The 10,984-nt window shown below is 42.4% G+C and carries 11 protein-coding genes and 1 riboswitch; of the genes, 6 read left to right on the forward strand and 5 right to left on the reverse strand.

The window, feature by feature from the left end:
* Window positions 1-54 precede the first annotated feature (54 nt).
* The gene (gene cmoM, locus OCV56_RS10265) at window positions 55-840 is read right to left on the reverse strand and encodes a tRNA uridine 5-oxyacetic acid(34) methyltransferase CmoM (protein ID WP_086713692.1); all 786 of its coding nucleotides are present in this window, start codon (window positions 838-840) and stop codon (window positions 55-57) included.
* A gap of 115 nt (window positions 841-955) precedes the next feature.
* Here cmoM and elyC point away from each other — a divergent pair, with 115 nt between their 5' ends.
* Window positions 956-1,804, forward strand: a complete 849-nt coding sequence (gene elyC / locus OCV56_RS10270; RefSeq protein ID WP_086713693.1) for an envelope biogenesis factor ElyC — start codon at window positions 956-958, stop codon at window positions 1,802-1,804.
* A 185-nt stretch (window positions 1,805-1,989) separates the two neighbouring features.
* On the opposite strand, the gene torR is transcribed toward elyC, so the two are convergent.
* Window positions 1,990-2,703 carry a two-component system response regulator TorR gene (gene torR / locus OCV56_RS10275; protein ID WP_086713694.1) on the reverse strand — a complete coding sequence of 238 codons (714 nt, stop codon included), beginning with the start codon at window positions 2,701-2,703 and terminating at the stop codon, window positions 1,990-1,992.
* Between the two features lie 285 nt (window positions 2,704-2,988).
* On the opposite strand from torR, the gene torD reads away from it, so the two are divergent.
* The 5 genes from torD (at window position 2,989) to OCV56_RS10300 (ending at window position 7,091) form a co-directional block, all read left to right on the forward strand.
* Complete coding sequence (gene torD / locus OCV56_RS10280; protein WP_086713695.1) at window positions 2,989-3,636, forward strand: molecular chaperone TorD; 648 nt, start codon at window positions 2,989-2,991, stop codon at window positions 3,634-3,636.
* 315 nt (window positions 3,637-3,951) lie between these two features.
* Window positions 3,952-4,956, forward strand: a complete 1,005-nt coding sequence (gene purR / locus OCV56_RS10285) for an HTH-type transcriptional repressor PurR (RefSeq protein ID WP_086713696.1) — start codon at window positions 3,952-3,954, stop codon at window positions 4,954-4,956.
* Window positions 4,957-5,126: 170 nt separating this feature from the next.
* Window positions 5,127-5,212: riboswitch (cyclic di-GMP riboswitch) on the forward strand.
* A gap of 127 nt (window positions 5,213-5,339) precedes the next feature.
* Window positions 5,340-5,930, forward strand: coding sequence for a TfoX/Sxy family DNA transformation protein (locus tag OCV56_RS10290; protein WP_086713697.1), 591 nt, complete (start codon window positions 5,340-5,342; stop codon window positions 5,928-5,930).
* A 133-nt stretch (window positions 5,931-6,063) separates the two neighbouring features.
* Window positions 6,064-6,744, forward strand: a complete 681-nt coding sequence (locus OCV56_RS10295) for a TVP38/TMEM64 family protein (protein WP_086713698.1) — start codon at window positions 6,064-6,066, stop codon at window positions 6,742-6,744.
* A 29-nt stretch (window positions 6,745-6,773) separates the two neighbouring features.
* The gene (locus tag OCV56_RS10300; protein WP_086713699.1) at window positions 6,774-7,091 is read left to right on the forward strand and encodes a putative signal transducing protein; all 318 of its coding nucleotides are present in this window, start codon (window positions 6,774-6,776) and stop codon (window positions 7,089-7,091) included.
* A gap of 115 nt (window positions 7,092-7,206) precedes the next feature.
* Here OCV56_RS10300 and OCV56_RS10305 read toward each other — a convergent pair whose 3' ends face one another.
* From OCV56_RS10305 to glgC, 3 genes are all read right to left on the reverse strand, one after another.
* Entirely contained in the window at window positions 7,207-8,004 is a 798-nt protein-coding gene (locus OCV56_RS10305; protein WP_086713700.1) for an alpha/beta fold hydrolase, read from the reverse strand.
* Window positions 8,005-8,289: 285 nt separating this feature from the next.
* Window positions 8,290-9,744 carry a glycogen synthase GlgA gene (gene glgA, locus OCV56_RS10310; RefSeq protein ID WP_086713701.1) on the reverse strand — a complete coding sequence of 485 codons (1,455 nt, stop codon included), beginning with the start codon at window positions 9,742-9,744 and terminating at the stop codon, window positions 8,290-8,292.
* On the reverse strand, window positions 9,734-10,951 hold the full coding sequence (gene glgC / locus OCV56_RS10315) for a glucose-1-phosphate adenylyltransferase (protein ID WP_017062102.1): 1,218 nt from the start codon (window positions 10,949-10,951) through the stop codon (window positions 9,734-9,736). Before glgC ends, glgA begins: the two co-directional genes overlap by 11 nt.
* Window positions 10,952-10,984 lie beyond the last annotated feature (33 nt).

Here is a 10,984-nt window from a genome sequence, read left to right on the forward strand (position 1 = left end):
CTTGTTACGATTGCATAGCGCATGTTGTGGCTTCTTTTACCACATTCACCGCTGTTATTGCGCAGGTTTTTGAGCCCAAACGTGAATATAACGGCCTAGCGACAGATATGGCTCTTGGCGACATAGCTGTTTTTCTAGTTCCAATACATCTTCAAATTGGTAATCGCCCATGTACTCCATATTACCTATGTAGTCACTAAAAGAGCGAATGCCTGATTTACCACAGATTTCTAGACCAGCGTCTTCTATCCATTGATAAACCTCTTCTGGCTTCAAGCCTTTTTGTGGTTGCAGCTTAAACCGTTTTCGATGTGGCATCCCATTCAATACATGAGGAATGTTGCCACAAATCACATTTTTCAGGACTAATCCGTGGTGGTTGTAAAACATTATCGAGGCGACGCCACCCGGTTTCACTTGTTCAAGTAATAAATCAAGCGCCTCTTTAGGGTCGGCTAGCCACTCCATAACGGCATGAAACATCACAAAGTCGACTTTATCGTCGAGATGCTCTGCCACTTTTTGTACCGGAGAATGGATAAACTGATATTGCTCTAACAGCCCCGCTTCGGTGATCCCTTCTTGAGCTAGCTTTAGCATCTCAGAAGAAAGATCGCATAGAGAAACCTTATGACCAAGCGCCGCAATTTTTTGCGACATCTGTGCCAACCCGCCCCCAGCATCAAGCACATGTAGTGGGGAAGCGGAATCTTTAAACTTGTTCAAAGCTTGTTCTAAATCTTCCCATACGATGATCTGACGGATCTCTCCTTTGTCGGAGCCGTAAATATTTTTTGCAAATTTGTGGGCAATATCGTCGAAATTACGGTCTTCAGTCACGGCTACTTGAGTTATTATGTCCTATCGTGCCTGCTATTCTGTCACAGGAATTTCAGGAATAAAGAGGCGATGTCTCTTTTTACTACTAAGTGATGTTTTTTCGGACTATTCGGATATGTTTGAGCTGAAAAAAGTAGTGTCTTCACTATTGATGCCACTACCAGCAATGTTAATTCTCGCTTTTCTGGGTTTAGCCCTAGTGATGTTTACTACCAAAAGGAAGACTGGTTGCCTAATCACCCTTTCAGCCCTATGTGGTATTTTCCTAATCGCTTTCCAGCCAGTTTCTAGTCAACTTTTAATGCCAATGGAAAGGCAACACACCGCTTTTTTACCTGTCGACGAAACCGTCGATTATGTAATGGTCCTTGGAAGTGGTCATGTCGTAGACGACCAAATCCCACCAACATCAGAGCTTAGCCGCACAGGTTTGATGCGTTTGAGTGAAGGGATTCGTATTCTACGCCTTTACCCTGGTGCAAAACTCATTTTATCTGGCTATGGCGGAGCTACTGAAGTCAGTAATGCAAGAATGATGGCCAAGGTTGCGCTAGCTCTTGGCGTTGCAAAACCAGACATCATTTTACTTGAAACAGCAAAAGACACTTGGGAAGAAGCTCGTCAAGCTGCAGCATTTGTTAAAAACAAAAGGATGGTGTTGGTGACATCTGCGAGCCATATGACTCGCGCACTCAATGAATTCCATGCTGCAGGCATGAAACCATTACCAGCTCCAACCAACTACCTCGCTCAGAAAGGGGTTTTGCAACCTTGGAATAAATACATGCCTAAAGCAGCCTATCTTGAACAGACTGAGCGTTATTGGCACGAAACCATGGGATTGGTCTGGCAAAGCCTACGCGACTGGCTAGACACCAGTAACGATATTTCGGAAGAACCAGTTGTTGTTACTGAGCCTTCGATCTTGATAGAGACAGACGGTGAAGTTTCTGCGGCTCAGTAAACTCAACCTAATATTTCTCTTTGCCTTATGTTTAACTCAGCCTATTGGCAGGTGGAATCGCAAAACAATTCGTAGGCTGTCAGTTCAATAACGACAACCGAGAAGCAATAAAAAAGCCGAGACATCAATGATGTCTCGGCTTTTTCGTTCACATGTCGTTGCTGACTAAAGGTTCACGAAGAACATTAGTCACCAGCGAACATGTAACCTTCACCATGAACCGTCACAAAGATTTGTGGGTTCTTAGGGTCAAATTCCATTTTTGCACGCATGCGACGGATAAGTACGTCGATGGTACGGTCATTAGGTGCGTCTACTCGGTGGCTGATCATATTCAGAATACGTTCGCGGCTTAATACTTGGTTAGGGTAAGAAGACAAAGCCACTAGCAGTTCGTATTCTGCTTTAGTCAGTTTCACCGGTTCGCCGTTTTTGCTTAACGCGCGACGAGGGATATCAAATGTCCACTCACCAAAACGAACCACAGACTCATCTAATGTTTCTTCTACTGCGCCCGCTGCTGTTTTACGAGCGGCAGAGATGCGCCAAAGTAGGTTTTTAACTCGAACCAATAACTCGCGAAGTTCGAAGGGTTTAGTAACGTAATCGTCAGCGCCCATTTCAAGGCCAACGATTTTGTCGATGCTATCCGTGCGTCCAGTAACTAAAATAATTCCAATGTCTGATTGACTGCGTAATTCGCGAGTTAGCATCAATCCATCTTCGCCTGGTAAGTTGATGTCTAGCATAATGAGGTCAACGTTGTTTTCTTCTAACACGTTTCTCATTTGAGCACCGCTTTCTGCTTCGCTCACTGTGTAACCTTCGTTCTGGAAGTACCCAACCAGTTTACTGCGGGTTACCACATCATCTTCTACGACTAATACGTGATAGCTCATCTACACCACTTTTCTTATTTAATAGTTTCAGTGACCATTCTATTCATAACTCGTAACAATTCTAGTGGTACACGAGATAAAAGCCAGAAAGATGAATCTTTTTTGATACAAGACAATCTTAAACCTTGCTATTTATCGTCCATCGCAATTCAATATAGGCATTACTACTAACGAGTAACTTTGCTTTTCGCAAATAACCTTGTTATTCAGCCTTGGTGTGCTTCTACACAAGTAACTTCAAGATACATATAAGTAACACCGCAAGACTAAATCAGGATCTAAGAAATGAAAGATACGAAAGCATTCAACGAGCAAAGAGCAGAAATATACTGGTGGCTATCAAGCTTATTCGCTAAAGAGCTCACTCAAGAAGAACTCGATCACTACCACTCTGTTGAAATTCGTTCTTTCCTAACTGGTTTAGGCGAAAATCAAACACTAAAACCATCGATAGATAAGTTAGTAGATGCGCTTAACCGTCTACAAACACGTGAAGATGCTCAGCTAGAGCTGTCTGCAGACTTTTGCGATCTTTTCTTAAAGACAGATAAACACGGCGCTCTTCCTTACGCTTCGATGTATATCGGCGAAACTGGCCTTTTGAACGATAAACCAGCAAAAGATATGGAAGAGATCATGGCTAAACACAACTTAGTGGTGAACCAAGACCTAAAAGAGCCAGCAGACCACATCGCTATCGAACTCGATTTCCTTGGCAACCTGATCATCCGTTCTAACGAAACTGAACTTGAAGAAGAACTAGAGAAATCGTTCGCCATTCAACAGCAGTTTATTGAACAGCAGCTGCTTACTTGGGTACCAAAGTTCAATGTAAAATGTCATGACATTGATGAATTCGGTTTCTACGCTTCAGTCTCATCTTTGCTACTCGCATTCTGTCAATTAGACACTCAATATTTAGCTGGTGAATAGCTTATTGGATGACTAGGTAAATAAATTCAGTAGAATGTGACAATTCACCCGGATTTCTGGGTGAATTTTATTGCGAGTAATTTCTAGTCAGTCTAAAATTGTGACCGCAAACGATAAAATATGAAACATTCACGAAATGCTATGCTTATTAAAGTTCAGAGCATTTCGGTGTTAAGACAAGCCGCTCAATAGCGGTTTTTTGTTTTTTAGCACTTTAGTACCCAAAGAGCCCTACAAATTTAAGCTCTTAGTTAGGTAGCTTAACGGCTACTTTATTCCGTACTTTGGGAAAGTAGCTTCTAATAGGATAAAACCATGGCCACTATAAAAGATGTCGCTCGCTTAGCCGGCGTATCAACAACAACCGTTTCTCACGTAATCAATAAAACTCGCTTTGTTGCAGAAGCAACTCAAGAAAAAGTAAACAAAGCGGTAGATGAACTGAACTATGCACCAAGTGCTGTTGCTCGTAGCTTGAAGTGCAATACAACACGCACTATAGGTATGCTAGTGACTCAATCAACTAACCTATTCTTCTCTGAAGTTATCGATGGTGTTGAGAGTTACTGCTACCGTCAAGGTTACACTTTGATCCTGTGTAATACGGGCGGCATCTATGAAAAGCAACGTGACTACATTCGAATGCTTGCAGAGAAACGTGTAGATGGCATTTTAGTTATGTGTTCTGACCTAACTGAAGAACTAAGAGAGATGTTAGACCGTCATGCTGACATCCCTAAAGTTATCATGGACTGGGGACCAGAGAGTTCTCAAGCTGATAAGATCATCGATAACTCTGAAGAAGGTGGCTACCTAGCGACCAAATACCTTATTGAACGAGGTCACTCTAAGATTGCATGTTTAAGTGGCCACTTAGACAAAGCAGCATGTGTTGAACGTATTGCCGGTTACAAGCGCGCACTCAACGAAGCTAAGATTTCTGCCGATGAAAATATGATCATCGAAGGCAACTTCGAGTGTGATACGGCAGTTCTTGCTGCAGAACAAATCGTTGAGATAGAAGATCGTCCAACGGCGGTATTCTGCTTTAACGATACAATGGCTCTCGGCCTAATGAGCCGCTTGCAAGAAAAAGGCATTCGCATTCCTGAAGATATCTCGGTGATCGGTTACGACAATATCGAACTGGCTGAATACTTCTCCCCGCCGTTAACCACCGTTCACCAACCAAAGCGTCGTGTTGGCAAGAATGCATTCGAAATTCTATTAGAGCGCATAAAAGACAAAGATCACGAAAAACGTGTCTTCGAAATGCACCCTGAAATTGTTGAACGAAGTACAGTTAAAACGTTAAATTAATTGACAATTTGAGTTTAATTTCATCAAGCGCACCTTTAGGTGCGCTTTTTTTATCAGCAACCATAATGAACCCAGATGCACAACAGAAAGATCATTAATTGAAGCAACATCACATTTTGAAATATCAACTGTGAGCTTCATTCAACAAAAACTTTATTCTATTTAATCAGTCACGCACAGGGCAAACCACTCGAAAGAGTGAGACGCAAAGCTTCCGGCCTAAACCACTTGTTGGTATGGTAGCGGGGTTACCGATGGCAAAATGCAGTAACTACTAATAATTTAGTAATTTACGGCTTATTGACAATTTAATTGCAACATTTTGCTAATCTCTCGGACCTGCTTATTTGGTGGCGTAGTTCAAATACACCGAGATAAATAACATGGATAAACCGATACTAAAGGACTCGATGAAGTTATTTGAGTCCCTAGGAAAAATAAAATCACGCTCAATGTTTGGTGGCTTCGGTCTTTTTGCTGATGACACTATGTTTGCTCTGGTTGTAAATGACCAGTTGCACATACGAGCAGACAAATGCACAACGAAGCAATTCGAACAACAAGGGTTTCAACCGTACGTCTACAAAAAACGTGGTTTCCCTGTCGTTACTAAATATTTCGCTTTACCTGAAGGCCTGTGGCAAGACCAAGAGAAAATCTTGGAACTCGCAACGACGTCTCTGGGTTTTGCTAAAGAAGAAAAAGCTGAACAGTCTTCTGCTAAGCCAACCCGACTCAAAGATCTACCAAATCTTCGACTCGCCACTGAGCGTATGTTGAAAAAAGCAGGAATCGATTCCGTAGAACGTTTATATGAATCTGGCTCTGTAAACGCCTTTAACGCCATCAAGGAATCGCATGCGTCCTCTGTCAGTATTGAACTACTGTGGGCGCTAGAAGGTGCAATCAATGGAACACATTGGTCTGTCATACCGCAGCAGCGTCGCGAAGAGCTTATCAATCGCGTCAATTAACATTGTCAGTGCAAACTATATACATAACTAAGCCGCATTCACTGCGGCTTTTTTTATATCTGGTGAAAGTTAATCTATGCTTTGCCTGTCTATCTATACTAATGGTATGCATTGAAAATTTGAGGAAGTATCAATGAGTAAGAAAATGATATTGGGTATTGTATTGGTCATAACGATCGTTTTATTAGGCATTAACTTTGGCCAATACCTCACACTGGAAAATGCCAAAGCACAGCAAGCGGTGCTAAATGACTATATTGGAAGTAACTTTATTGTAGCGGCAGCGACTTACTTCATTGCGTATGTATTGATCACCGCCTTTTCCATTCCTGGGGCAGCAGTTGTTACACTTCTTGGTGCTGCATTGTTTGGCTTCTGGAATAGCTTACTTTTGGTCTCTTTCGCCAGTGCGATCGGTGCAACTCTTGCCTTTTTGAGTAGCCGTTACCTGTTACGTGACTGGATTCAAACCAAATTTGGTGACAAATTAGCGACGATTAATAAGGGTGTTGAAAAAGACGGAGCATTTTATTTATTTTCTCTACGTCTGATTCCTGTATTTCCGTTTTTCCTTATCAACCTGTTGATGGGTCTAACACCGATGTCGGTGAGTCGTTACTACATTACGAGTCAAATCGGGATGTTGCCGGGGACTGCGGTTTTCTTGAACGCTGGTACTCAGCTCGCAGAAATTGATTCACTTTCGGGCATCGTCTCCCCTTCAGTACTATTGTCATTTGCGTTATTGGGGATATTCCCAATTGTTGCTAAATGGTTGATGAATAAGTTTCGCTCAACACCCGTAGCTGAATAACGCATATAGTCGAATAAGGTTCTATTTCAATGAAAATCTTCAGTGCATCGAATCCGACAGAAGCTCATATCATCTGTGGATTGTTAGAAAGTGAGAATATTGCCTGTGAAGTCCGTGGTGAGGGGTTGTTCGGTTTGAAAGGGGAAATCCCATTCACGGAAGAAACTGACCCTTACGTGTGGTTATATGAGCCAGAATTGGCCAGTAAAGCTCGCACGATCGTTAATGACTACCAAAAACAACAAGATTCGATCATCTATGAAGAGTGGCGTTGCGGTGAGTGTCATGAAGTCAACGAGGCGCAATTCGGTTCTTGTTGGCAGTGCGGAGCTAACTCTCCTGAATAAGTGGACTTAATGAAGCCTTAACCGCTTCACCTGATACCTCCTCTAAACAAAAACGGGAAGCTAACAATAGCTTCCCGTTTTTATTTCAATTCTGTTCAGATCACTGACTTAAAAATCATTGAATTTGCTTTTGGATAAACTCGATAGAGTGCTGATTAAATTCTTCAGGATTTTCGACATTACATACATGCCCACAGTTAGCTATTTCAACTAACTCGCTCGACTCGTGCGCTTCGACCATCTCTTTAACAGGTTTGATGAACATGTAATCTCGCTCCCCCATCAAATACAAAGTCGGAATCGGCAGCTCTCTGTCTTTGAAATACTTCATCAATGGGTTCACATCAGCCGTTAGGATAAACCAGCGTTTAAATTCTTTCTGGCACAATTTTTTGGCTTCACGGATAAACAGGTGGCGTGATTCTTTCTGACTCTTTTGCGGCATCACAACATAAGCAAAAAGGCTGTATAACCACATGTAAGGGATGATGTGCTTGCTAAGGTTACCCAACTTGATTAAGACTTGAGAGCGAGTGTTAAGTTTAGTAACGGCCCCCCCCAAGACCATTGAGCGTACACGGCCAGCAGCAAGCTCCGCGACATTTCGAACAATAATAGTGCCTAAAGACATGCCGACGAAATGTGCAGAACGGATTTTGAGGTGATCTAATACTTTAAGAATATCAAGCGTCACCGATTTGAACGTATAACGATTCGAAATCAGTTCTTTAAGTATGTTGTCTGATTTACCATGCCCTCTCAAGTCAATGAGCAGCAAGTTGAAATGCTGTTTATACGCTTTGATCTGCTTGAACCAGATGGAGGAGCTACCTCCTGCGCCATGCACAAATACAACCCACTCATCGCTCGTAGGGTGAGTAAATGTTTTATGAAATAGTAAACTCTCAGACATACCTATCGCTTTAATTATTAGAATGGAGCTATGCCTCATCACGAGGCAATGACTAAGGATATCACGCTATTAAGAACTTTAAGTGATAATAGTGTCAAACCTATCATTAATCATATGAATATCTACCTCACCTGTTCTACCTGACTAAAATGAGTTTGCAAGCTTTGTCTTCGTAAACGTGATGTGCTCTGACCAGAAAACAAAAAGGCACTCTACAATGAGAGCGCCTTAATTTACCACATGCTGTTATTGTGTTCCGGCTAGTTTTAAAACTGAATCAATAAGTTAAAGTGCTGAATGGTACATAGCGAGATATTCTTTAGCCGCGTCTTCCCAACTAAAGTCTTGCTGCATCGCGTAAAGCTGAACACGCTTAATTTCAGAAGGGTTTTGCGCGTAAAGCAACAATGAACGATGCAATACGGCCAGTAACGCTTGCGGTGTTGGCTCTTCAAAAGCAAAACCAGTCGCAAAGTCAGGATCCTGATCGTAATCATTCACACTGTCTTTTAAACCTCCAACAGAACGAACAATCGGTAAAGTACCGTAAGCCATGCTGTAGATTTGGTTTAAACCACAAGGCTCAAATTCCGAAGGCATCAAGAAGAAATCGGAGCCCGCTTCAACCAAGTGCGCAAGTTCATTATTGTACGCTTCTACGAACGAGAACTTGTCTGAGTGAAGTGCTGATAGCTCTTTCAATTGACTCGCCAAAACCGGATCGCCAGTACCGACAATCACAATCTGAAGGTCGTTTTTCAAGAACTGCTCGATGATAGGCAGTAAGTAGTGAACACCTTTCTGATTCGTTAAACGACAAACCATGCCATAAACTGCGCAATCAGCAACGGGTAAACCAACGTCTTGTTGCAGCTTTTGCTTACAAGCTGATTTTCCGCGAGCCATGCTGTGCTTCGTTGCTTTGTATTTACGAGGTAGGAAAGCATCCGTTTCTGGATTCCAAGCACCGTAATCACAACCATTCAAAATGCCAAAAAGATCAGCCGATCTGTATTGGAATTCTGCCGCCATACCGTGGCTACCTAATTCCGTTTTCAACTCTTCTGCATAAGTAGGACTTACTGCGTTCACCTTATCCGCGCACAGCACCCCAGCTTTTAGCATAGTCACATGGGTATCACTGACGGCCGCCTCCGGAACATTACGACTGTGCATTTCAGGAAGGAATTGCAGTTCATCATATGCGAACACACCTTTGAAAACTGCATTGTGAATCGAGATTACACTGCGCGTATTTTCAAAGAAGTCGTGTTGTTGATAACGCGATTTAAGCAAGAAAGGAACGAAACCAGTATGCCAGTCATTTACATGAACGATATCTGGTTGAAAACCAAGCTTAGGAAGCATATCAAGACAGGCTGCACTGAAGAACGCGAAGCGCTCTCCGTTATCGGCATAAGCTTGATTGTTTTCTGCGTACATTTCTGGTCGGTCGAAATACTTAGCACATTCAATACCAAACACTTGAATGCCTTCTACATTCAGTTTTTTAACTTGGTAAGCCGTATGAGGCCAATGATCGAGTTCAGTCGATAAAATAACTTCTGCTGAATCAATGTTTGGAATGTTTCTATATGCGGGGATAGTCACTCGAACGTCCTGTTCGAGTGTTTGCAACGCTTTCGGCAGTGCCTTGGCTACATCAGCCAAGCCACCACTTTTAATCAAGCCTTCAACTTCAGACGCTACAAAAAGTACCGAGAGAGTCTTAGTAACCAACTCGTGCTCCTTTAGAAATCACTACTACGCCATCATCAGATACGTGGTAATGCTTTTTATCTTCTGTCAGGTTTACACCAATTTGAGTGCCTGGTGCAATATCTGCATCTTTATCAATAATAACACGACGTAGTATACAACCTTCGCCAACCTTCACATCACCGAGTAAGATACTCTCACTGATATCACACGCTGATGCGATATTGCTTCGGAAGCCCAGTACACTCTTTTCAATACGCGAACCACGTACATAACTACCGCTACACACAAGGCTATCAATGATCTGAATTCGCCCATTTGCCGAATCAGTAAACGTAGCTGGTGGTAGTGGTGGGTAATATGTGTGTAGAGGCCATTTACGGTTGTATAGCGAGAATGGCGCATCTTTCTTAAGAAGATCCATGTGTGCTTGCCAGTACGCGTCAATCGTACCTACATCGCGCCAGTAAACTTCTTCTTTTTCACCGGTAATACGGTTAGTGCTGAAATCATAAACAAACACATCACCACGTGGGAACATATTTGGAATAATGTCTTTGCCGAAATCGTGTGTCGAACCTTCTCTATCAGCATCTTCCGTTAGTTCAGCAAAAAGCTCTTTAGCTTCGAACACGTAATTGCCCATTGAAACGAGCGCTGATTCTGGATCGCCCGGTATCGACTTCGGATTTGCAGGTTTCTCTTCAAAGCCAATCATACGACCGTCAGCATCAACCTCGATAACACCGAATTCTGATGCTTCAGCAAGAGGCATGCGCAGTGCAGAAACTGTTAGCGCTGCTTTCTTCTCTTTATGGAAATCAAGCATCTGTTTTATATCCATTTTATAGATATGGTCAGAACCGAAAATACATACTTGATCAGGTTCTTCTAACTCCATAAAGCCCATGTTTTGGTAGATAGCATCTGCTGTGCCTTCGTACCAACGCTTTCCTTTACGCATTTGCGCAGGAATTGGGTCGATAAAACGGTCTGTTATACCACTGATATTCCAACCTTTTTTCATATGGTGGAACAGTGACTGTGACTTAAATTGTGTTAATACGTAGATCTTCATTAGATCTGCATTAACGAAGTTGTTCAAAGCGAAATCAATTAAGCGGTAACTACCACCGAAAGGAACCGAGGGTTTGCTGCGAGATTCAGTTAAAGGTCTTAAGCGAGAGCCTTCACCACCAGCAAGAATCATTCCCAATACACCAGCCATTTTATTCTCCATATATCTATAGCTTGTCGATGT

This window comes from Vibrio gigantis (genome assembly GCF_024347515.1).
Classification (GTDB): Bacteria; Pseudomonadota; Gammaproteobacteria; order Enterobacterales; family Vibrionaceae; genus Vibrio; species Vibrio gigantis.

Coding starts and splice junctions, on each gene's coding strand:
- elyC (WP_086713693.1), top strand. CDS start 956: ATGTTTGAGCTGAAAAAAGTAGTGTCTTCACTATTGATGCCACTACCA.
- torR (WP_086713694.1), bottom strand. CDS start 2,703: ATGAGCTATCACGTATTAGTCGTAGAAGATGATGTGGTAACCCGCAGT.
- torD (WP_086713695.1), top strand. CDS start 2,989: ATGAAAGATACGAAAGCATTCAACGAGCAAAGAGCAGAAATATACTGG.
- purR (WP_086713696.1), top strand. CDS start 3,952: ATGGCCACTATAAAAGATGTCGCTCGCTTAGCCGGCGTATCAACAACA.
- OCV56_RS10290 (WP_086713697.1), top strand. CDS start 5,340: ATGGATAAACCGATACTAAAGGACTCGATGAAGTTATTTGAGTCCCTA.
- OCV56_RS10295 (WP_086713698.1), top strand. CDS start 6,064: ATGAGTAAGAAAATGATATTGGGTATTGTATTGGTCATAACGATCGTT.
- OCV56_RS10300 (WP_086713699.1), top strand. CDS start 6,774: ATGAAAATCTTCAGTGCATCGAATCCGACAGAAGCTCATATCATCTGT.
- OCV56_RS10305 (WP_086713700.1), bottom strand. CDS start 8,004: ATGTCTGAGAGTTTACTATTTCATAAAACATTTACTCACCCTACGAGC.
- glgC (WP_017062102.1), bottom strand. CDS start 10,951: ATGGCTGGTGTATTGGGAATGATTCTTGCTGGTGGTGAAGGCTCTCGC.